Source organism: Mycobacterium paraseoulense, from assembly GCF_010731655.1.
Taxonomy (GTDB): domain Bacteria; phylum Actinomycetota; class Actinomycetes; order Mycobacteriales; family Mycobacteriaceae; genus Mycobacterium; species Mycobacterium paraseoulense.
Genome location: NZ_AP022619.1, coordinates 4,536,923 through 4,558,477, shown reverse-complemented (window position 1 = coordinate 4,558,477; position 21,555 = coordinate 4,536,923). Strand labels below are relative to the sequence as shown.

21 protein-coding genes are annotated in these 21,555 nt (G+C 70.4%); 10 read left to right on the top strand and 11 right to left on the bottom strand.

Features of this window, described 5'->3' with window-relative positions:
* The first annotated feature begins 66 nt into the window (after positions 1 to 66).
* Together G6N51_RS21180 and G6N51_RS21175 are read left to right on the top strand one after the other, a co-directional pair.
* Positions 67 to 1,893 carry an Hsp70 family protein gene (locus G6N51_RS21180; RefSeq protein WP_083176033.1) on the top strand — a complete coding sequence of 609 codons (1,827 nt, stop codon included), beginning with the start codon at positions 67 to 69 and terminating at the stop codon, positions 1,891 to 1,893.
* Between the two features lie 124 nt (positions 1,894 to 2,017).
* Complete coding sequence (locus G6N51_RS21175) at positions 2,018 to 2,896, top strand: alpha/beta fold hydrolase (protein ID WP_083176030.1); 879 nt, start codon at positions 2,018 to 2,020, stop codon at positions 2,894 to 2,896.
* Positions 2,897 to 2,912: 16 nt separating this feature from the next.
* On the opposite strand, the gene G6N51_RS21170 is transcribed toward G6N51_RS21175, so the two are convergent.
* Positions 2,913 to 4,097, bottom strand: a complete 1,185-nt coding sequence (locus G6N51_RS21170; RefSeq protein ID WP_083176028.1) for an ATP-grasp domain-containing protein — start codon at positions 4,095 to 4,097, stop codon at positions 2,913 to 2,915.
* Positions 4,098 to 4,532: 435 nt separating this feature from the next.
* On the opposite strand from G6N51_RS21170, the gene G6N51_RS21165 reads away from it, so the two are divergent.
* The gene (locus tag G6N51_RS21165; protein ID WP_083176026.1) at positions 4,533 to 5,354 is read left to right on the top strand and encodes a L,D-transpeptidase; all 822 of its coding nucleotides are present in this window, start codon (positions 4,533 to 4,535) and stop codon (positions 5,352 to 5,354) included.
* A gap of 202 nt (positions 5,355 to 5,556) precedes the next feature.
* Here G6N51_RS21165 and G6N51_RS21160 read toward each other — a convergent pair whose 3' ends face one another.
* A complete protein-coding gene (locus tag G6N51_RS21160) occupies positions 5,557 to 6,135 on the bottom strand; it encodes a hypothetical protein (protein WP_083176024.1) in 579 nt (192 codons plus the stop codon).
* A 324-nt stretch (positions 6,136 to 6,459) separates the two neighbouring features.
* Here G6N51_RS21160 and G6N51_RS21155 point away from each other — a divergent pair, with 324 nt between their 5' ends.
* The 3 genes from G6N51_RS21155 (at position 6,460) to G6N51_RS21145 (ending at position 8,753) form a co-directional block, all read left to right on the top strand.
* A complete protein-coding gene (locus tag G6N51_RS21155; RefSeq protein WP_083176022.1) occupies positions 6,460 to 6,804 on the top strand; it encodes a DUF732 domain-containing protein in 345 nt (114 codons plus the stop codon).
* Positions 6,805 to 6,931: 127 nt separating this feature from the next.
* Positions 6,932 to 7,276: a DUF732 domain-containing protein gene (locus tag G6N51_RS21150; RefSeq protein ID WP_083176020.1), complete on the top strand. Its 345-nt coding sequence runs from the start codon at positions 6,932 to 6,934 to the stop codon at positions 7,274 to 7,276.
* A 76-nt stretch (positions 7,277 to 7,352) separates the two neighbouring features.
* A complete protein-coding gene (locus G6N51_RS21145) occupies positions 7,353 to 8,753 on the top strand; it encodes a mannitol dehydrogenase family protein (protein ID WP_083176018.1) in 1,401 nt (466 codons plus the stop codon).
* A 28-nt stretch (positions 8,754 to 8,781) separates the two neighbouring features.
* Here the strand turns inward: G6N51_RS21145 and G6N51_RS21140 are convergent, their stop codons facing one another.
* A complete protein-coding gene (locus tag G6N51_RS21140) occupies positions 8,782 to 10,272 on the bottom strand; it encodes a bifunctional phosphatase PAP2/diacylglycerol kinase family protein (RefSeq protein ID WP_083176016.1) in 1,491 nt (496 codons plus the stop codon).
* Positions 10,273 to 10,300: 28 nt separating this feature from the next.
* On the opposite strand from G6N51_RS21140, the gene G6N51_RS21135 reads away from it, so the two are divergent.
* Complete coding sequence (locus tag G6N51_RS21135) at positions 10,301 to 11,086, top strand: hypothetical protein (protein ID WP_083176014.1); 786 nt, start codon at positions 10,301 to 10,303, stop codon at positions 11,084 to 11,086.
* On the opposite strand, the gene G6N51_RS21130 is transcribed toward G6N51_RS21135, so the two are convergent.
* The 3 genes from G6N51_RS21130 to G6N51_RS21120 all read right to left on the bottom strand — a co-directional run bounded on the left by G6N51_RS21130 (position 11,062) and on the right by G6N51_RS21120 (position 12,783).
* Positions 11,062 to 11,733: a GAP family protein gene (locus tag G6N51_RS21130; RefSeq protein ID WP_083176047.1), complete on the bottom strand. Its 672-nt coding sequence runs from the start codon at positions 11,731 to 11,733 to the stop codon at positions 11,062 to 11,064. The two genes, G6N51_RS21135 and G6N51_RS21130, sit on opposite strands and share 25 nt — an antisense overlap.
* 10 nt (positions 11,734 to 11,743) lie before the next feature.
* Positions 11,744 to 12,394 (bottom strand): GAP family protein, encoded by a 651-nt coding sequence (locus tag G6N51_RS21125; protein ID WP_142275256.1) that lies wholly within the window; start codon positions 12,392 to 12,394, stop codon positions 11,744 to 11,746.
* Positions 12,395 to 12,474: 80 nt separating this feature from the next.
* The gene (locus G6N51_RS21120; protein WP_067924303.1) at positions 12,475 to 12,783 is read right to left on the bottom strand and encodes a hypothetical protein; all 309 of its coding nucleotides are present in this window, start codon (positions 12,781 to 12,783) and stop codon (positions 12,475 to 12,477) included.
* Positions 12,784 to 12,890: 107 nt separating this feature from the next.
* Here G6N51_RS21120 and G6N51_RS21115 point away from each other — a divergent pair, with 107 nt between their 5' ends.
* A complete protein-coding gene (locus G6N51_RS21115; protein ID WP_083176010.1) occupies positions 12,891 to 13,118 on the top strand; it encodes a hypothetical protein in 228 nt (75 codons plus the stop codon).
* 48 nt (positions 13,119 to 13,166) lie between these two features.
* The gene (locus tag G6N51_RS21110; protein WP_083176008.1) at positions 13,167 to 14,684 is read left to right on the top strand and encodes a glycosyltransferase family 39 protein; all 1,518 of its coding nucleotides are present in this window, start codon (positions 13,167 to 13,169) and stop codon (positions 14,682 to 14,684) included.
* On the opposite strand, the gene G6N51_RS21105 is transcribed toward G6N51_RS21110, so the two are convergent.
* Together G6N51_RS21105 and G6N51_RS21100 are read right to left on the bottom strand one after the other, a co-directional pair.
* Complete coding sequence (locus tag G6N51_RS21105) at positions 14,685 to 15,515, bottom strand: glycoside hydrolase family 16 protein (protein ID WP_068059626.1); 831 nt, start codon at positions 15,513 to 15,515, stop codon at positions 14,685 to 14,687. It lies immediately after the preceding gene.
* A gap of 156 nt (positions 15,516 to 15,671) precedes the next feature.
* Positions 15,672 to 16,691, bottom strand: coding sequence for an NADP-dependent oxidoreductase (locus G6N51_RS21100; protein WP_083176045.1), 1,020 nt, complete (start codon positions 16,689 to 16,691; stop codon positions 15,672 to 15,674).
* Between the two features lie 56 nt (positions 16,692 to 16,747).
* Between G6N51_RS21100 and G6N51_RS21095 the strand changes: the two genes are divergently transcribed.
* Positions 16,748 to 17,479: a DUF3060 domain-containing protein gene (locus G6N51_RS21095; RefSeq protein ID WP_083176006.1), complete on the top strand. Its 732-nt coding sequence runs from the start codon at positions 16,748 to 16,750 to the stop codon at positions 17,477 to 17,479.
* 14 nt (positions 17,480 to 17,493) lie between these two features.
* Here G6N51_RS21095 and G6N51_RS21090 read toward each other — a convergent pair whose 3' ends face one another.
* From G6N51_RS21090 to G6N51_RS21080, 3 genes are all read right to left on the bottom strand, one after another.
* On the bottom strand, positions 17,494 to 17,904 hold the full coding sequence (locus tag G6N51_RS21090) for a hypothetical protein (protein ID WP_083176004.1): 411 nt from the start codon (positions 17,902 to 17,904) through the stop codon (positions 17,494 to 17,496).
* Between the two features lie 67 nt (positions 17,905 to 17,971).
* The gene (locus G6N51_RS21085) at positions 17,972 to 19,342 is read right to left on the bottom strand and encodes a DUF7159 family protein (RefSeq protein WP_163750785.1); all 1,371 of its coding nucleotides are present in this window, start codon (positions 19,340 to 19,342) and stop codon (positions 17,972 to 17,974) included.
* A gap of 144 nt (positions 19,343 to 19,486) precedes the next feature.
* A complete protein-coding gene (locus tag G6N51_RS21080) occupies positions 19,487 to 21,403 on the bottom strand; it encodes an Hsp70 family protein (RefSeq protein WP_163750783.1) in 1,917 nt (638 codons plus the stop codon).
* Between the last annotated feature and the right edge of the window lie 152 nt (positions 21,404 to 21,555).

The window sequence follows — 21,555 nt, the reverse complement described above, 5'->3', positions numbered from 1 at the left end:
CGTTGGCTGCCGATATATTGTCGTGGCCGCGCATACGCACGCCGGCGGACACCTGAATTGGACGATATGTCAACGGAATCAAGACGGGCGCTGGGGCTGTCAGCCGGGACCGCCAACCTGGCAGCCATAACGGCCGATCGGGCGGTGACACGCGCGTCGGTGCTGACGCTCTACCAACGTCGCCCGCCCGAGGTTGGCGTTCCCTCCGAGAACCCCCACCTCGACGAGCCCGGCTTGGTGGTCACCGACTTCGTCGACCGGGTGGGAGACCCGGTCGGGATCGTGGCCGCCGACGGCTCCACGCATCGCGGCGAGGCGTTGCTGGCGGACGCGTTGCGTGCCCTCGCCTACGCCGCGACCGCCGGGCGCCCGCTGCCGGAGGCGACGGCCGTGGCCTATCCCGCGCACTGGCGCCCCGCCGCGGTGGAGGCGTTGCGCACGGGGCTGTGCCGGGTGCCCGAATGGTCGGGCGGTTCGGAATGCGTGTCGCTGGTCTCGGACGCCGTGGGCGCGCTGACCGCCCTGCAGACCAACCCGGGTCTGCCCATCCGCGGGATCGTCGCGGTGTGCGACTTCGGCGCCGGTGGAACCAACGTCACCCTCGTCGATGCCGCCAACGGCTACCAGCCCATCGGTGCCACGGTGCGCCACACCGATTTCTCCGGAGAGCTGATCGACCAAGCTCTGCTGGCCCACGTCGTGGCGGAGCTGTCGTCCGCCGGTTCCATCGATGTCTCGGCCACGTCGGCGATCGGATCGCTGACCCGGCTGCGGGCCGAATGCCGGGCGGCCAAGCAGCGGCTTTCGGCCAGTACGGCGACCACACTGCCCGCCGATCTGCCGGGCTTCCGCGGGGATATCCGGCTCACCAGAATCGAACTCAACGAAGCGATCGATCAGCCACTGGACCAGTTCGTCCATGTCCTACAAGACACACTGGCGCGCAACGGAATTCGTGCGACCGACCTGGTTGCCATCGCCTCCGTGGGCGGTGGAGCGGCGATCCCGGAGATCACCACGAGGCTGTCCGAGCGCTTTCGCGCGCCGGTCATCACGTCACCACGGCCGCACCTGGCAGCGGCCACCGGCGCGGCGCTGCAGGCCGCGCGCGGGCCGGCCGACGACAGCGCAACGAAATTGGCCGCCGCGGCACGCGTGGCGGCGCCAGCACCGCTTGCGGAACCGACTCTGCAGGACATAGCGCCGGTGTCAACCGCCATGCCCGCACTGGCGTGGTCGGAGGCCGGGGACGAATCGGGGGGGCTATCGCTGGCCGCCGACCAACCTCCGGACAGGGCCGACGATGATGTCCCAGGTCCGTCCGCGGCTCCGCCGTTTCAGTTCGGCGACGAGACCGGTTACGCCCGGCCCGATCTGCGGTTCGAGCAACAACCCGTCCCCGACACGGCCCAACCCGCCGACATCGCCTGGTATCGGCGGCCATTGGTGCTGGTTCTCGGTGCGGCCGCAGCGGTGCTGGCCCTTAGTGCAGTGATCATGCTGGCTTTGAGTCACGGTTCCACCGGCACACCGGCTACGTCGACACCCGGCGTCAGCACCACGCCGCGACCGTCACCGCCGCCTTCCCCGGCGCAGACAAACCCGGCCCCGGCGCAGCAGGCCCCCGTGCAGACCAGCACGGCCGCACCGGTTCCGCAGTCGACGAGCACCGTACCCGCGCCGACCACCACCGAACCGCCACCGAGCACCACCGAACCGCCGCCGACGACCACCGAACCGCCGCCGCCGAGCACCACCGCAACAGCCACGACGTCGCCACCGGCACCGCCACCACCGTCGGCTACGGACAATCCGCCGACATCGGTTCAGGTACCGCAGATTCCGCGCATACCCCGCATCCCTGGGATCCCGACCATCCCGCCCATCCCCTAGCTGCGGCCCCGCCCTTGGCGATGCGCACGCCGCCACCACCGGCGAAAAGCGCTTGGGCGACAACATGTCTGTGCAATGCGGTGGCGAGCTGCTCGCACCGTGCCCGTTGTTACAGTTGGAATCAATGAACGACGCCCCGGACGCAACGCCGAACGACGGCTTCGAGTTCGTCACCGCGGAGCCGGGCGTCGAACTGGCGGTGCGCCGATCCGGTGACGGCCCGCCCGTTCTCCTGATCGGCGGCCTCGGCATGCCGAGCATCACGTGGGACGTCTCCGGACTTCCCCGGTCCTTGGTCGATTCCGGATTCCAGGTCATCGCGTACAACGCGCGTGGAATGTCACCCTCCTCGGCGCCGCCCGCCCCGTACTCGGTGACCGACCTGGCCGGCGACGCGGCCGCCATCCTGGACCATTTCCGGAGCGGACCGGCCACGGTCATCGGCTACTCGATGGGCTGCTACACGGCGCAGACGCTGCTGCGCAACCGGCCGGAGTTGGTGCGCGCGCTGGTCTTATTCGCCGGACTGCAGCCCTCGCCGGTGAGTGCGCTGGTCGGGGAGATGGAACTCGGCCTGATCGAGCGCTACGGCGAGGTGCCGCGCGAGGTATTGGTCTTCGAGCAATTGCTGACCACCCTGCACTCGCCGATGCTGCAAGATCCGGCGACGGTGCGGGGCTGGCACCAACTGCTGTCGGCCGGTTACGACAGCGGGTGGGCCGGACCCGACGGGTTCAAGGGGCAGCTGACGGCGTCGCAGCAGTGGATCGCGGCCGGGGAGCCCACCCCCGAACATCTGCGCGCGATCGACGTGCCCACGCTGGTCCTCGCGTTCGAACACGACCTGTTCTTTCCGCCGGCCCTCTGCGAGGCGACCGCACAACTGATCCCCACCGCCGAGTTCGTCCGCATCGACGGCGCGGGCCACGGCGGCATCTTCACCGGCCCCGGCGACAGCACCGCCACGATCACCCGGTTCTGCCGCGCCCACCGCGGGAGTTGAGCGCACCGACGGTGTTTCAGGCCGGCAGCGGGCTGCCGTCCCACTCGTGATCGTGCATGAAGGCCTCGGGAATGTTGACCCGATAGCGGGCGGCCTCGGCGAGAATGTTTCCCATCGCGAGGGGCAGCGCCAGGCTCGGCAGCGGGTCCCGGCGCGAGAAGATGACCCCGTCGGTGCGCCGGTAATCGCGCAGGAATCCGCGGAAGGTGTTGCCGTCCAACGACGATTTGCGCCACCCGTACATCAGCATTCCCGGGCCCAGCATCTTGCGCGCACCCGGCTCGGGCGTGATGACCTCATCGTTCACCCCGAAAAATGCCCTGTCGACCCCGGTTGCCGGATCGAACAACAGAATTCCGCTGGTGGACCGGGGATTACATTCGACGCTGAAGAGCCCACGGCCGGGCACCTCGATGAAATCCAGTCCGATCTGCCCGGTGAAATTGAACGCCTTGACGCAGTCACGCACCCAAGCGGTGATGCCGTCGTGCCGGATCGACTCGAAGGTCAGACATGACGTGCCGTCGATCGCGTAGCTCACCGGGTAGACGGCGTGCGCTTTGACCTGACCGTTGTGGCAGACCGAGTACGAGCAATAGTTCGTCCCGCTGGCCCACTCCTGGGCGATCCAGGGGTTTTCGGCTGTGAAGCTCAGGCCGCGCGGGAGCTCCCCCGGCCGCACCTTGTGGACGTCCTGCGAGCCACGCGAGTAGACGGGCTTGAGCGCAAAGGGCTGGTCGAAATCCAGCGTCTCCAGCTCCTGTTGATTGCGGACCAGCGCGAAGTCGAGGGTGGGCAGGCCGCGCCTGCTCAGCGCGGCCTGGAACTCGTACTTGTTCTCCAGCCGGGCCTCGAGATCGAAATCGGAGAAAAACAACTTGCAGCCGTCGGGGAACAGGTCGGGGTGTCGCTTGATCGTGTTCGCCAGGATTTCGGTCCCCTCATGGACCGGCACGACCATGTCCACGCCCTGCTCGGTGGCGATGCGCGCGACGGCCCGCGTCCACTCGACCGGTTCATACCGCGGCCGCGGTGTGCGAAACGTCTTCGTGGCCGAGGAGGAGAACCTGGTGATCGGCAACGGCACCGAGTCCGAGATCAGCACGTCGTGCCCGGCCGCACCCAGCAGGCGGGCCAGGTGCAGCGCCAGGAACGACCGCCCAAAGGTAATCAGCACGGTCTTCCGGCTGCTCCCGGACATTCACCCTCCCGTCGGTGGGGACCATCGACTGCGCCCACACTGGGCGGGTTACCCGGATTCGCGCCGGCGACGCAAGTCGCCCCGCGATTTCCGAAATCGGTTGCGCTTGCCGGCGGGGGGTAGAGCACCGCGTGTGGTTGTTTTGACCTGGCCCTGATGCCGGTCCGCTTTGCCCGGCGAATCGGCGGAGCGGCGATCACCTACGCCGCCGGTCGCCACCCTCACGCCGCATCGGGCCGATATCGCGCCCGGCCAGCTGGCGTCGTTGCCGCCCGTTTGAAAGCCCAGCGCAGGCCCACTTCCCCCGGCTAAACCCCCGTGGCCGAAACGTGACCGAGGCTTGACCGAATGCTAACGCGCCCTTGCGCTTCCGCCGGTCAACGGGGATTTACGATCCTCCTATTACAACTGTGTCAGTTAAGAGGAATCGGAGCCATGCGGGCGGACGTTCGGTGTGTTCTTGCGGTGGTCGGAATCGCTGCGGGCGTGGTGGCCGGGCCGACTGGCACCAGCGCGGCGGCGGCGAACCAGCCGCATGACTTCGCCATCGCGTCGGTGCTGCCGGCGCCGGGCGCGACGGTGGGTGTCGCGCATCCCGTCGTGGTGACGTTCGACGCGCCGGTCGCGAACCGGCACGCCGCCGAGCGCGCCATCGCCGTCACGTCGACGCCCGCGATGACGGGCACGTTCGAATGGCTCGACAACAAGGTCGTGCAGTGGGTCCCGGCCCACTACTGGCCGGCGCACAGCACGGTGGCGCTGTCGGTGGAAGGCCGGCCCACGGAATTCAAAACGGGCCCGAAGGTCGTCGGCGTCGCCAACATCACCGACCACACGTTCACGGTGACCGTCGACGGAGTCGATGCGGCCCCCCCACCGACTCCGCACCACCGTCCCCACTTCGGCGAGGAGGGCGTGCTGCCCGCGTCGATGGGTAGGCCGGAATTCCCGACGCCGGTCGGCAACTACACCGTCTTGTCCAAAGACCGCTCGGTGCTTATGGATTCGAGCAGCGTCGGCATTCCGGTCGACGATCCCAGCGGTTACCTGCTCAACGTCGACTACGCCGTCCGGATCACCAACCGCGGCCTGTTCGTGCACTCCGCCCCCTGGGCGGTCCAATCACTGGGACTGGAGAACGTCAGCCACGGCTGCATCAGCCTGAGCCCCGAAGACGCCGAGTGGTACTACAACACGGTCAATGTCGGTGACCCGGTGATCGTCAAGCAGGACCTCTGGGAGCGGCCGCCTTCCTGAGGCGGCGCCCCACTCAATGACCCCGAGCGCACGGGCTTTTCGCTTGCGCTCGACCCCTCTGTCGAGTGTGAGGTTAGTTTCACGCTCGCGGTCGACCGTGAAACCACCTTCACGCGCGACGCCTGAAGTGCAGCACCAGCCACATACGAAAGGACCCGCTGGTGGCCGCCAGCGGGTCCTTCCGGTCGGGAGGGAATGGGGCTCAGTGCGCGCCCGGGCCGGGCGCCACCGGCTGACCGGGTTGGGGGCCGCCGGTCGGGGCCGGACCCGTCGGTGCGTCCTTGACCCCGGACATATCGATGAGCGGCGCACCGGCGACCGCATCGAGGGGGGCACCGGCCGCCAGCCCACCGAGCGCGACCAGCGGAGCACCCGCGGGCACCACCGGGGCGATGGGCAGCGGCGCACCCAGCGGCAGCGGGGCACCCAGCGGCAGCGGCAGCGGGCCACCCAACGGAACCGGCAGCGGCGCACCCACCGGCAGCGGGCCCGGCACCGCCAGCGGGACACCGGCCATGTCGGTGAGCGGCGCGCTGGCCGTGCAGACCTCCGCGGTCGGCGCCCCGCCCGCGGCACCGGCGGCGCCGGGCCCGGCCAGCGGTGCGCCGGCGGCTCCCGGTCCGGCCAGCGGCGCCCCGGCCTCGCCGGCCTGCCCCTGTATGCAGGCGTAGCCGCCCGTCTTCAGGGGAGCGGCTGCCGCATCCGGGCTCAGTGCGAGTGCGGCTCCGCACAACCCAAGCGTGGCAACTACTTTGATGTTGAACCGATCGACGATCGCCATCAGCGTCGACTCTCCTTATATTCGCGCTCACATAACAACCTGGTGCAGCAGATCCGCATGGCCGTCTTTCGGCGACCGAGCCAATTGTCGGCAGCCGACCTGAAACACCGGACGCGCCGCACCGCGCCGTTTCCAAATGGTGACGTCACAAGGGCGTCACGAAGTCGGTTGCGGGCCCGCATGTTTGCCGCGCCGGCGGCGGCCGGCAGGCGCGCTTCCGCGCAGCTCATTCACAGGGAACTTTCGGGGAATCGACAACCCGCGGAGGTTCCATAAAAGTGAACGGTAGGCGACTGAAAGGTTAACGAACGGGGAGAAGGAACCATGACAGCACGACGGTTCTGCGGCCGACTCATGAGCACAGCGCTGGCGGGGGGCCCGCTGTTGGCCGCCGGGGTGATGTGGGCCGACCCGGTGCGGGCCGACGCGGCCACCTTCGTCAGTGATTTGCACAAGGACGGCGTCCGCGCCGTCAGCGGCGGTGACGCGGCGCTGGTGCAGATGGGCCTCAGCGTCTGCCAGCAGCTGGCGTGGGGCGCCCCGCCGTCCCAACTGGAGGGCCTCGCGGTGCAGCGCTCCGACAGCAGACAGGGCACCGGCGGGATCACCCCCCGGCAGGCCGACGACGTCGTCATCGACGCCGTCCGCGATCTGTGCCCGAACGCGTAGGGGCGAGCGGACCGGCGGTCTTTGCCCACAATTCATCATCGAGATTTATCTTCCAGCGTGTTCGGCGGCGCTTTCGTGTAAAAGTGCATCATCGGCGTTCAGGCACGGGAAGAAGGAGAAGATTTCGATGGCAGCACAGCGGCCCTATGGCCGGTTCATGGGCGCAGCCCTCGCAGGTGGCCCACTTCTGGCCGCGGGGATCGTCTGGGCCAGCCCGGCCCGGGCCGACGCGACTGCCTTCCTCAATGACCTGCACAACGCCGGCATCCACGCCGTCAACGGCGGCGACGAAGCGCTGCTGCAGATGGGCACGGACCTGTGCCAGCAGCTGTCCTGGGGCGCCTCCCCCCAACAGCTCGAGGGCCTGGCGATACAACGGTCCGACGCCGACCAGGGCACCGGCGGGATCAACGGCCGGCAGGCCGCCGACGTCGTCATCTTCGCCATGCGCGATCTGTGCCCCAACGCTTAGCGGTGAGCCAGGTTCGCCCCACGGGGTGACGACGGCACGAGGCGGCCACGACGGCCGAGGCTGAGGTGACGCAGCGATGGAGCTGAGCGCGCGCAACCTGAGCGCTCTCAACATCCCGGTCCCGGCCTACGACCGCAGCCAAATCGGGATCGGCATCGTGCATTTCGGTGTTGGCGGCTTTCATCGCGCCCACCAGGCCATGTACCTCGACCGGCTGCTCAGCGACGGGCTGGCCCGGGACTGGGGGATCTGCGGCGTCGGCGTGCTGCCGGGCGACCGGCGCATGCGCGACGTGCTGCGCGCCCAGGACTATCTCTACACGCTGATCCTCGAACACCCCGACGGCACCCGGCAGCCGCGGGTGATCGGCTCCATCGTCGACTTCCGTTACGCGCCCGAGGATCCCGAGGCGGTCGTCGAGCTGCTCGCCACCCCGGCCACCCGGATCGTGTCGCTCACCATCACCGAAGGCGGCTATCAGCCGCCGCTGAGCGACGTCTTCGGGCTGGTGGCCGAGGGCCTGAACCGGCGACGGGCACGCGGCCTGCCCTCCCCCACGATCGTGTCGTGCGACAACATCGTGGAAAACGGGAACGTGGCCCGCCACGCGTTCACCTCGCATGCCGAGCGGCTCGAACCCGCACTCGCGCAGTGGATGCGGGAATACACCACCTTCCCGAACTCGATGGTCGACCGCATCACGCCGGTCACCACGCCCGAGGCGATCGCCCGGCTGGACTCCGAATTCGGCGTGCGCGACGGCTGGCCCGTGGTCGCCGAGCCGTTCGCCATGTGGGTGCTCGAGGACGATTTCGCCGACGGTCGTCCCCCACTGGACCGGGCGGGCGTCCGCCTCGTCGACGACGTGTCGCCCTACGAGGCGATGAAGCTGCGGCTGCTCAACGCCGGGCACCAGGCGCTGTGTTACTTCGCCTACCTGGCCGGGTATCGGCTGGTGCACGAGGCCGCCGGGGACCCGCTGATCGCCGAATTGCTGGACCGCTATCTGGAATTCGAGGCGATGCCCACCCTCGCCCGGGTCCCGGGCCTCACCGACTTCAAAGCCGGGATCATCCCCCGCTTCGCCAACGCCTACGTGCGCGACACGGTGGCCCGGCTGTGCGCCGACTCGTCCGACCGCATCCCCAAGTGGCTGCTACCGGTGGTCGACGACAACCTGCGGCGCGGCGGCCCGGTGCGGCTGTCCGCGGCGATCGTCGCGAGCTGGGCGCGCTACGCCGAGGGCGTCGACGAGGAGGGCCGGCCGATCCAGGTCACCGACCGGCTCGCCGGCACGCTCGTCCCGATCGCCCGCTCCCAGCGCGACGACCCGACCGCATTCCTGGCCAACCGCGCGGTGTTCGGTGACCTCGTCGACCAGCCCCGCTTCCTGGAGCCCTACCTGTGGGCGCTGGACTCGCTGCACCGCCACGGTGCGCGCGCCACGCTGCGGGCGCTCGTCGGGGCCGGTGGATGACCCTGGTCTGCGACATCGCCTCGCCGGTCTAGTCGCAGGGCCGGAACACCTGCAGGACCCGGTATTTGGCGGCGAAGGTGGCCTTCTCGTATTCGTCGCCCACCTCGCCGTCACACGCGATGACCGTCGGGCCGTCGACCGCGACGAAGCTGAATTCCGGCGCCTGCAGCTCGTGGTAGAGCGGGCTGCGCTCCAGCCGCCCGAGCGCGAGCGCGGTCAGGATCCTGGTCCGCGCCCACCGCCGGCCCGCTTCGAGGATGCGGACATCGATCAACCCGTCGTCCATGCGGGTCCGTCGCGACGGGGCGAAGCCGGTCGGCAGGTAGAGCGAATTTCCGAGGAAGAACAGCGAGGTCAGCAGCGTCTTGTTGTCGTATGAGATCCGCACGGGCTGGTCATGGCGCAGCGTGTGCAGCATCGCGTAGAGACCGGCCAGCGGCTTGCCGATGCGCTTCTCCAGTTTCTCGCGCTGCTGCACGAAGGTCGGGTAGGCGCCGATGCTGGCGGTGTTGAGGACCATCTGACTTTCGTTGAGGCACACCAGGTCCACACATGCCACGCTGCCGCGCCGGATCGCGTCGACGGTCTTGGCGACGGTGTCGCAGCCGATGTCCTTCGCGAAGTGGTTGAACGTCCCGGCGGGAAATACCGCCAGCGGCAGGCCGGCCTCGATGGCCACCCCGGCCGCGGCCGCCACCGTGCCGTCGCCGCCCCCGACCGCGAGCACCTCGGCGCCCGCAGCGGCCTCACGCAGCACCTCCTCCGGGTCGTCGTCGGGGCCCAGCTTCCGGATGTCCACCCGCGGCAGCGCGTCGCGAACCTCGTCGACGACGCGGGCCCCGGTGCCGCTGCCCGACTCCGGGTTGATGACCAGCACCACCCCGGCGCCGTCGGGCCGTTGCGGCGCGGCGACCCGAAGCGGTTCGGTCTTGGGCAGGGCGGTTTCGACGATCGGCGGGACGAGCCGACCGCCCAGGACCGCCAGCCCCGACCCGATGCCGAACCCGGCGACGACGTCACCGGGGTAGTGCGCGCCGGTCGCCACCCGCGACAGGCCGACCAGCCCGGCCAGCAGCGCCAGCCCGAAACCCAGCATCGGGTTCTCCAGACCGACCCCCACGGCGAACGCGGCCGCGCTGGCGGAGTGCCCCGACGGGAAGGAGTTCGACGACGGGCGGCGGCGGACCTGCCTGACCAGCGGCACCAATTCGTACCCGGGCCGGGGGCGCCGGCGGATGCGCTTGGCGACCTGGTTGGTGAGCAGGCTGGTGGCCGCGAGCGTCACGACGCCGCGGGTCGCCCCGCGCTGGGCGCTGTGCTTGCCCGACGCCATCAGGACCGCGGCGATGGCGAACCACAGCTTGGAGTTGTCGGCCGCCCGGGTCAGCGGCGGCATGACCGCGTCCAGCAGCGGGGTGTCGGTCTCGGCGATCGCTTCGAAGATCTCCCGGTCCAGGGTGCCCAGCCCCCGGGTGATCTGGTTGATGCCGCGCGCGCGTCGCCAGGGCCGCGTGTTCATTCGCTACACCCTAAGTTGGTTGGCGGACATGGACGCAGCGGGCTACTTCCACGCATGGCACGCCAACGCCGCGCGGCGCGGCGTGGCCCCGGACGTCGTCGCGGAGATCGTCCGGCGGCACGCCGTCACCCCGGCCAGCTTTCAGGTCCTCGGGCGGATGGCGGAGATCAGGGATCCGGACGGCAAATCCTTCTTCCTCCTGCCGCGGGGCACCAGCGGCGGCGACGCCCGCGCGGCGGCGCTGTGCACCTACATCCTGAACGCCGGCACCGGCTACGGCACCAAACGGGTCTGGCGCACCGACTTCCCGCCGACGCCCTACTGCGCAGCCGAAGTCACGCGAATCATGCGGCGGCAGACAGCAAATCGCTGGAGTTACCGCCGCGACGTCAGGTTCGTCGACCGCAACGGCGGGCGCCTCGTCGCGACGCCGAACGGCATCCTCATGGGACTGGGCGGCAATTGGATCCAACGCCAATTCTGCCGACGCGCCGGCACCACCTGGGGCGACATCTTCATGGTCAACATGGGTACCGTCGCCGACCCCGCCGAACGGCTCCGCCGCATCGTCGAGTCCGGGCATGCCTGGTATGTCGACGCGGCGGGGAGGGCCGTGGAGAGCGGCCTCGACCTGGATCGGGTGCTGCACCACGAGGAGCGTCACTGCCGGCAATGGGCGGCGAGGGGCTACGCGGGCATGCTGGCCGACTACGGCCGCGAGTTGGTCCGCGAATACGCCTTCGGCGCGATCAACAGGCTCGAGGAGGACGCCGGCCTGGCCGACGGCGGCTATAAGGCGTCGATCCCGTGGTAGAGCAGCATCGCGCCGATCACGACCAGGACCGCGGCGAGCAGCGCGGCGTTGTTTCGGTCCATCCAGTCTTTGAGCCTCGCCAGCGTGTCGTCGAGGCGGCTGCCGGCCGCCGCGTAGGCCAGTATCGGGATCGCGACACTTGACGCCGCGATGGCGACGAAGAACGCGGCGGCCACCCAGTCCCCGACCAGACCCAGCCCCGCGGTGCCGATGCCCAATCCGGCCGGGATGCAGATGAGCAGCACGTCCGGCCGCACCGCGGCCAGCACCGCCCCCATGACACCCGCGCGGGCCGGCGTGATGGTGGCGAACGATCGCATCCACGCCGGCGACTCGGCCTGGCCGCGCCGGTTCAGCCACCGGTAGATGCCGTACCCGATCAGCGCCGAGCCGAACACGATGCGCAGCCACGACGACCACTTCGGCGGCGACTTGTCCAGACCGCCGAGCAGGCCGGAGGCCGCGACGGACACCGCCGTGAGCGCGGCCAGGCTCAACAACCAGCCGCCCAGGAACGCCAGGCCAGTCGGCCGCGGGCGCGACGCCTGCAGCACCAGCACGGCCGGGATGACGGTGAGCGGCGAGAGCGAGATGACCAGCCCGAGCGGAACGAGCCCCGTCAGGACGGTGCCCCAGCTTCCTGCCATGGCCAGCAATCTACAGGGCGTGAATCCCGTTGTAGAGCACCATCAAACCGATCAGGACCAGGATGATCGCGAGCAGGAGGGCGTGGTTTTCCTCCATCCAGACTTTGAGGCGTTCCAGCGGATCGTCGAGGCGTTCACCGGCGCCGGCATACGCCAATATCGGGATGGCCACGGTCGAGGCGGCGATGACGAGAAACACCGCGCCGGCCACCAGTTGGCCGGCTGAACTGAGGCTGCTGCCGCCGACGGCCAAGCCGGCCGCCGCGCACAGGATGAGCACCTCGGGCCGCAGCACCACCAGCACCGCAGCGGTCACCCCCGCGCGCACCGGGGTGAGCGTGGAGAACGACCGCATCCAGCGCGGCATGCTGCCGTGACGATGCCGGGTCAGCCAGTGGTAGCCGCCCAGGGCGATCAGCGCCGACCCCAGCGCGACGCGGAGCCACGACGCCCACGTCGGTGGCGCCTTGTGCACGCCTTCGAGCAGGCCCGAGCCGCCGACGAACGCGGCGGTGAGGGCGGCCAGGCCCAGCACCCACCCCGCGAGGAACGCAAGGCTGGTCGGGCGTGGACGCGGCGCGTGCAATACCAGGACCGCCGGGATGACGGTGATCGGCGAGAGCGCGATGACCGCCGCCAGCGCGACGAGCTTGGTCAGCACCGAACTCCAACTTGCCTCCACGGGCAGCAATCATCGCATCGGCTGGGCGCGGCCGCATGGGTCCGGCCCCACCCCCGTGCTCATAACCGGTTTCGGCGCAGCGTCCAGGCCGGCACCCAGTGCGTCACGGTCTTGCGCTCGGAGCCGTAGGCGACCGGATAGGTCACCAGCCCCCACCAGTCGCCCTGTTCGCACAGGCCCCAGCAGCTGAGCAGCCCCTCGACCACCTTGTGCAGCTGCAGCCCGTTGGGCTGATACCGGCCGGAGCGGTGTGGCTCGCGCGGGAACAGCACCGTCAGGTCCACCAGGACCGTGATCGGCGGGCGCACCACCCGAAACGGGCTTCGGACCGGTTGGCCGTTGTACCCGATGGACGCGAACTGCCCCATCGATCGATCATACGTTCGAATGAACATCGGCGGCCGAGATCCTCGTTTTGGGTCCGCCACGCGGGCAGCTCGATATAGTCGGCTCAGCTACCCAAGGGGAGGTCCACATGAAGATGGCTTGCGCCGCTGGCCTATTGGCGTTGGCCGGGCTGTTCACCATCGGGGTGGGCGTCGCCGGTGCCGACGAGATCGAGGTCGAGGGCAACTATTCGAGCCAGGCCGGTTGCGAAGCGGACGCCCCGCACGTCGAGCTCACCCACAACGACAACCTGTACACCCATTGGGACTGCCGGCTGGGCTCCGACGGATTCTGGCACGTCTGGCTGCTCAACTGAGTTTCGGCCAGCGGCGGGGTCGCGCTCCGCTTCTGGCACCATAGCGGCGTGCGGAACCCGCTTCGCCGCGCGCCGGCCGCGCTGGACCCGCTGCTCGTCGGGGTGCTTGCCGTCGCGGTGAGTCTGGGCGGCGCGGCCCGGCCGTCGTTCTGGTACGACGAGGCCGCCACCATTTCGGCCGCCTACAGTCGTTCCCTCGCCCAGTTGTGGCGGATGCTGGGCAATGTCGACGCCGTGCACGGCGTGTACTACCTGCTCATGCACGCCTGGTTTCAGGTTTTCCCGCCCACCGAGTTCTGGTCGCGCGCGCCGAGCGGGCTGGCCGTCGGGGCCGCCGCCGCCGGAATGGTGGTGCTGGCCAAGCAATTCTCCTCGCGCACGGCCGCGGTGGCCTCCGGCGTCTTGTACGCCGTCCTGCCCCGGACGACCTGGGCGGGCATCGAGGCCCGCCCCTACGCGCTGTCGATGATGGCCGCCGTGTGGCTGACGGTGTTGCTGGTCCGCGCCGCGCGCCGCGACTCCGGATGGCTGTGGGCGGCCTACGGCGTCGCGCTGGCCGCATCGATCGCCCTCGACGTCTACCTCGCACTGCTGGTCGCGGCACACCTGGTCCTCGTGGTCGTATCCCGTTGTACGCGAACCGTTTTGCTGCGGTTTGCCGTCGCCGCGGCCGTCGCGGTCTGCGCGATGGCGCCGTTCCTGGTGACGGTCGCCGCGCAGGCTCACCAGATCAGCTGGATAGCGCCCATCGGTCGCCGGACCCTCGAGGACGTGGTGGTGCAGCAGTATTTCGAGCGCAGCCCGCCGTTCGCCGCGTTGTCGGCGCTGGTGATCGCGGCGGCTATCGTGTTGTGGCTCAGCAGGTCCGCGTCCTTGCCGCGAGGCGACGCAGAACTGCTGGCCCTCGCGACCGCGTGGCTCGCGCTGCCGACCGCGGCCATCCTGGCCTACTCGGCGCTGGTGCACTCCATCTACACCCCGCGCTACCTGTCGTTCACCGGGCCGGGAATGGCGCTGATCCTGGGCGTCTGCGCCGCCGCGGTGACCGCCCGGCCGTGGCTGACCGCGGCCCTGGTCACCCTGTTCGCCGTCGCGGCCGCGCCGAATTACGTTCGCGCGCAACGTGGCCCGTACGCCAAGTACGGGATGGACTACAGCCAGGTGGCCGACCTGATCACCGCCCAGGCCGCACCCGGCGATTGCCTGCTGGTGAACGACACCGTGACGTTCATGCCCGCCCCGATGCGGCCGTTGCTGGCGGCACGCCCGGACGCCTACCGCAAGCTGGTCGACCTCACCCTGTGGCAGCGCGCGAGCGACCGCAACGAGGTCTTCGACACCAACCTGATCCCCGAGGTCGTCGCGAACCCGTTGAGCCACTGCGGCGTGGTCTGGATCATCACCCAGGCCGATGCGTCACAGCCCGCGCACGAACGGGGCATCGCACTCCCGCCCGGCCCCGTCTACGGGGCGACCCCCGCCTTCGCGGTCCCGCACGATTTGGGGTTCCGCCTGGTCGAGCGCTGGCAGTTCAACCTGGTTCAGGTGCTCAAAGCGCAGCGGTAGTCACCAGATGCGGATGTAATCGACCAGCATCGAGGCGGGGAAGGTGCCCGCGGCCGGGTCGCCGGCGCCCACCCCGCCGACGGCGAGGGTGAACATCGGCGTCATCCAGTAGCCGGGGATGTTGAACGGCCAGCGGAAGTCGTCGGGGGCGCCACCGGCGACGTGGATGGGCTTGTTGGGCACCTTGAAGTACTCGGCCCCGTCCCGGGCGAACTCGAATCCCTCTTCGCCCCAATGCATTCGCCAGGTGTGCCAATTGCTGTCGACCAGGCCGGGGATGGATTTGCCTTCCCAGGTCTTGCCGTTGGACGCCGCGTGGACGGTGGTTCCGGGGGCCCACTGGCCGTTGCCGTACCACTCGAAGATGTCCACCTCGCCGTCGGGCAGCGGGTCCTCGTTGACGCCCCAGAACGAGGGCCACAGGCCGGGGTAGAGGCAGTCGAGCTTGATCCGCGCCTCCCAGGTCTGGTTGATCATGCTGCGGAAGTTGCCGCGCAGCTTGCCGCTGTAATAGGTGTTGCTCAGCAGATCGTGGGTGGCGCACAGCACGAGGTTGGAATGCCCGTCCTGGAACACGTTCTGGCGGTCGTCGCGGTAGATGCCCTCGACCGGTGGGAAGACGTCGTCCTGCCAGGTCTGGATCGTCCACTTACCCGGGTCGGGCGGAGAGCCCGCGGGTCCGTCGAACTCGTCGGCGAAGATGTAGGGGCCGCCGGGGCCGGCCGACGGGGGCGCCTGCGGCGCCGGCGGGGTGGCCCAGGCGCCCGGCAAGCGCATCGCAGCCCCCAGCATGCCGAGCCCCGAGATCAACATCATGCTGCGACGATCCATCTACAACCCACCAATCGTGAAAGCCGCGTTCCGACCTAGCGCGATACCCCGAAGCAACTTTTGCAAACGCCTGTTATGAAACCACGCGGCGGGGTGCCACGCACCCCGCACCCGGCCCGTGGCGGCGGGTTTTTGCCGGCGGGGGCACGGTGCGGTTCAGCGGGAGGCCGGTTCGCTGATCTTGACCAGGGTCTTCCCGATGTTGACCCCGGTGAACAGGCCGTTGAGGGCGTCGACGCACGACTCGATGCCGTCGAAGATGGTTTCCCGGTGCCGCAGGCGGCCCTCGGCCTCCCACTGCCGCAGCGCCGCGAAGGCCTCGTCGAAGCGACCCCACTGGTCGAGGGCGTTGAACCCCTGCATCAACGCCGTCTTGGAGAGCAGGTTCACGTAGTTGGCCGGTCCCGGGTGCTCGCCGGTCAGGTAGCTGGAGATGACCCCGCACAGGACGACGCGGGCGCGCGGGGCCAAGCGGCCCAGCACCGCGTCGAGGATCGGCCCGCCGACGTTGTCGAAGTAGACGTCGACGCGCCGCGGGCAGTGCCGCTTGAGCGCCGCCGCGAGGTCGTCGTTCTTGTAGTCGATGCACGCGTCGAACCCGAAGTCCTCGACCACCGCCCGGCACTTCTCGGGCCCGCCCGCGATCCCCACCACCCGGGCGCCGGCGATCTTGGCGATCTGCCCGGCCACCGATCCGGTGGCGCCCGCGGCCGCGGAGACCACGACGGTCTCCCCCTCCTTCGGACGGCCGATGTCGGTCATCCCGAAATACGCGGTGGCGCCGGTCGGCCCGTACACCGACATGATCGCCAGCTGGTCGTCCTCGCCCGGGATGGGCGTGCTGAACAGGTCGTCGCGGATGATCGCGTACTCGGAGAAACCGGTCAGCGTGGTGACGACATCCCCGACGGCGTAGGCGTCGCAGCGCGACTCGACCACCTCGCCGATCCCGGCCGCGCGGATGACCTCGCCCAGCTGCACCGGCGGGAGGTAACCGGGCTGGTCGTCGAGCCACGTGCGCGCCGCGGCGTCGATCCCGACGTAGGTGGTGCGCAGCAGCGCCTCCCCCTCCGCGGGCTCGGGCGCCGGCGTGGTGACCAGCTCCGTGTCACCGGGCTGGACCAGACCCGTGGGGCGGCGACGCAACAAGACCTGGCGGTTCGGCAACTCGGGCACGAAGCAGAAACTACCGAACCGCACGAAATCACCGACGCGAATGGCATATTCAACCCATGGCAGCAAACGACGACCCGGAGGACCGGATCCGGGAACTCGAGCGCCCGCTCGCCGACGCGGCGCGGGCATCCGAAGCGGCTAGCGCGCAACCGGCCGGCCCGGGTTATCCGCCACCACCGGCATACCCGCCCGGCCCGGCGGGCCCGCCCGGCCCGGCGGGGCCGCCGCCGCCGCCGGCGTGGACCTACGGCGACCCCTTCGGGGGCCCGCCGCCGCAGCGTCCGTCGGGCAACCGCATGTGGTGGATCGTGGGCACGGTCATCGTCGTCGGCGTGCTGGCCCTCGCCGGCGGCATCGCCGCCTTTGCGGCACACCAGCTTTCCGGCGTCCGCTCCATCATCAGCTCACCGCCGACCATCACCGACACGTTCGGTCCCCCGGCCGGCACCTCCCCGGGCGGCACGGCCCCGTCGACGACCCGGACCAAGACGCCCAGGCCGTCGACGTCACCGACCCCGGCGCCGGGCGACCGGGTCAGCGTCTCCGGGATCGGCGAAAACCGGACGATCGCGTGCAACGACAACGTGGTCAGCGTCAGCGGCGTGTCCAACACGGTGGTGATCAGCGGCCACTGCGCGAGCCTCACGGTTTCGGGCGTGCAGAACGAGATCACCGTCGACGCCGTCGACAGCATCGAAGCCTCCGGCTTCAACAACAAGGTGACCTACCATTCGGGCACGCCGAAGGTCAGCAACTCCGGGGGCTCGAACGTCGTCCAGCAGGGCTGAGGCGCGCGGCGGCGCTACGAGGGTTGCGGGGTCTCGCCGGATTCGTCGTCGGGCGAATCGCCGTCGAGGACGCTGACCGCGATGCCGTAGGGCAGGAACCGCACCTTGCGCTTGGGGTCGACGTTGTTCTTGTTGGCCCGCAGCGCGTCGAGCTCGGTCGCGTACACCTGTTCGACGTGCGCGCCGCCGTCGGCATCGGTGGTGTAGATGGCCCACACGCCGTCGCCCGCCTCGCCGGCCGTCTCGGGCTGGGGGCGGGAACGCCGCGACAGGTCGTCGAACAATGACGACCACCCGGGCCGGGCTCCGGGAGCCGCGACAAACTTGCTGACCCGCTCGACCATCTCGCGCAGTCCCTCGCTGCCCTCGCGGATCATTCGATCGAACTCTTCGGGATCAAATCCGAACGCACCGTATTCGCCCACGCGACCTCCTCGCCGCTCGTGCCGTCACCGCCCAGTGTGCGCGCAGTCGCGGGCCCGCGCCACGTCGTTACCGCCCCGGCGGTGGCGGTGGGGTGATCGGAATCGGCACCGTGACGAACGGGAAATGCAGGTACATCGTCACCGGGGGCTGAGCGGGCGGCGGCGGCGCGGCGGGCGGCGGCGGGGCCGGGGCCGCCGGGGGTGGCGCCGGAGCCGGGCGTTGGGCGGGGGGCGTGTACTGCGGCGCCGGCCGGGCCGGGGCGCGGTAGACCGGTGCCGCCGGCGGCGGCTTGACCGGGGCTTGCCGCGCGGGCTGCTCGGGGGCGGGGGCCGGCCGCGGGGCGGCCACCACGGTCGGGGGTGGCGGCGCGGGAGCGGGCGGCGGCGCGGGGGCGGGCGGCTGCGCTTGGGGCGGCGCGCTCGGCGCTTGGGCCGGCCGCTGCTCGGCCGGGGTGGCGACGCTGACCCGCGGGTTCTGCGGCGCGCTGGACCCGGGCCGGTCGGAGGCCAGCGAGAACAGCACCACGCCGGCCACCACGGCGGCGATCCCGGCCAGCGCGCTGCCGGCGAGGAACATCGGCCCGCGCCGGCGCGGGGTCACGTCGTCCTCGTCGGCGACGGCGCTGTAGGCCAGCGCCCCGGCCTCCGCGTTGCCCCAGACGTCAAGGTAGGTCGGGCCCAGCGGTCGGGGGCTCACCTCGCCGGTGCCCGGATCCAGCGCGTACGCCAGGGCGGCCGTGGACGAGGCGAACAGCGGCGCGTTCGCCGAGGCCAGCGCCGCGCCGCGGGCCAGCGCCATGTCCGGTTCCTCCGGTGCGGTCACCTCGAGCGGGGTCGCCGCCTCGAGCGCGGGCTTGACGGCCACGATGTCCGTGCCGCAGCCGATCAGGAAGACGCCGTCCGCCCGAGCCCCCCGCGCGCCCAGGCCGGCGACCATCGTCGCCAGCTCTGCGGCCAGCGGCTCGCGCCCCGGGTTCGCCAGCTGCTGGCGGTGCAGGTCGACGATGGAGCCGTCGGTGACGTCGACGACGGCCAGCGTCGCGGTCTGGGGTTCCACGAACAGCATCGCGATGTGCTGGTAGTCGAGGGCGGACCCGACGGTCTGGGCCAGCGCGGCCGCGGCCAGCAACGGCGACACCAGCATCACGCTGCCCATGCCGCGGCGGGCCATCGCCTCGCGTAGCCCGCCGACGGCGTCGGCGTCCGTCCAGGTGACCCCGGTCGACGCCAACTGATGCCCGCCGGCCAGCGCCCCTTCCCGGGTGCCGTCGATCGCCGCCAGCACCTGGTCGACCGCACCGACGGCCACCGGGTCGCCGCCGGTGGCGCCGACCTCGAACTCGTCCTGTTCGACGGTGACGCCATCGGCGTTCTGGCCCTCGATGACCACCAGGCGGACCGTCCCGGGAGCCATCGAGACCCCAAGCACGATGTCCACGTACGCCTCCACAGTCCGCTGATTTGCTCGGGGACCCTGCAATGAGGGCACACCGGATGAACCCCGCCCGACCGGGTGACACCACGCTACCCGCGTGGGCGCGCACGCGCTGCCGGAGCGCGCTCTCTCAGGGAGGACGCGAGACTAGTAGCCCGGGCTCAAAAACGGGTTCTGGGAGTTCCCCGGGTATTGCGGGTACTGCGGGTACGGGGTGTACTGCGGGGCCTGGGGCGCCTGCGGTGCCTGCGTCTGCGGGACCGGAACCGGTATGGGCACCGGCAGCAGCGGAACGTGGATCCACTCGGTGGTCATCGGCACCGTCGTGGTGGTCGTGGTGGTGGTCGACGGCGGGGGTGGCGTCTCGGTCGTGGTCGTCGGCGCCGGGGGCGTCGTCATGGCCGTCGTGGCCGGCGGCTGCGTCGATGGCGGCGCGGTGTGCCGCGGGGTGTAGACGGGCGGCGCCTGCGTGGTGACCACCACCGGGGGCGGCGGTGGTGACGGCGGTGGTGGCGGTGGTTCGGCCGGCGGCGGCGCGGGGCTGGGCACCGGCGCGGCGCTCGGCGGGGGCGGCACGGCGGTGGGGGGAGGCGGCACGACGGTGCGCGGCACCAGCGGGCTGGCCGGCGCCGGCCGCGGGGCGACGCTGGGCGCCGGCGGGGCCTGGCGGTGTTCGATGCCGGTCAGGGTGTAGGCCACACCGCCGATCGCCGTCATGGCCACCAGCGCGGACATGCCGATGATCAGCTGCGACAACCGCAGGCGGCGCCACGGCCGGTCCCGGGGCGGCTCGATCACGTTCAGGCGCATCGACCAGCCGGAGGGGCCGTCCTCGTCGTAGATTTCGCCGCCGAACCGCACCCGCAGGTCACCGGGGTACTCGGTCTGCGACCACGCCAGCTCGCGGTCCGTCAGCGCCTCGTCGTCGATCACCAGCACGTCACCGGCCCCGAGGTCGACGACATCGCCGGTGGTGTTGGCGGCCGCGAGCAGTCCCATCGACGTCCGCGTGCGCAGGCTCAGCTCTTCACCGCGGGCCGCCAGCAGCAGCGCGCCGCACGCCGCTGCCAGCGCCGGCTGTGACGGGGTCACGACCGGGGTCCGCCCGTGGATCGAAAGCCGTTCGGCGACAAGCGGAATGTGCGCGCCCCCGCCGACGGTCACCACCGCCGCGAGGTCCCCCCAGTTCTTGCGGTAGCGCACCAGCATGTCGTCGAAGGCGTAGATGAAACCGGTCAGCCGATCCGCCATCAGGTCTTCGAGATCGTCGCGCTTCAGCGTCAGGCTGCAGCTGCGCCCGCCGAGCTCGGCGGCGATCTCGGTGACGACGTCGATGGACAGCCGCTCCTTGGCCAGCCGGCACTGTTCGCGAAGCTCACCGAGCTGCCCGACGGCCGCCGTGCTGCCGGGGTCGAGGCCGCTGCCGCGGCCCAGCTCCTCGAAGACCCGCAGCAGCAGCTCCTGGTCGATCTCGTCGCCGGACAGGGCCGCGTAACGCATTGTCGCGCTGATGAGTTCGAAGTCGCCCGCGACGTTCACCAGCGTCGCCGAGGTTCCGCCGCCGCCGAAGTCCAGCAGCCCCACCACACCGTCGTCGGGCAGGCCGAGCTCGGACTTCACGGCGGCCAGCGACGCGATCGCGTCCGAGACCAGCCGGGGTGCCATGCCGCTGCGCACGAATCCCACATGCGTCCGCAGCGCGTCGCGCAACGCCTGAACGGTGACGGGTTTCCAGTACGCGGGCACGGCGATGGAGATCTCGGAGGAGGAGGCGTCGGCGCCCGCGGCGCACACCATCGCGTCCAGGGCCTCCACCGTCAACAGTTCCGGGTCGTGCGCGGACCCGTCGGCGGACACCAGCGCCACCGAGTCACCGATGCGCTCGACAAAGCCCTTCATCATCGTTCCGGGCTCGGAAAGGTACGAGTTCTCCTCGGGCAAGCCCACTTTCGGGGCGCAGTGCGGATAAAGGGTCAGCACCGACCGCCGGCTAACCGGTGGGCCTTCGTTGCGCGCAGCGACCAGGTTCGTGGTCCCGATCGACAACCCAAGTGGGTCGTACATAGAGCGAAACCTTCGTCTATAGGGGTCGGTGGCCAGCGTTAACCATAGCCGCGGACACGCCCAAAACCGATGGCTTGCAACATCATCGGTATCCGGTCGATGCCACCTCGTCACCGAAGTGGTACCGGTGGCCCCTTGACAAATTCGCGCCC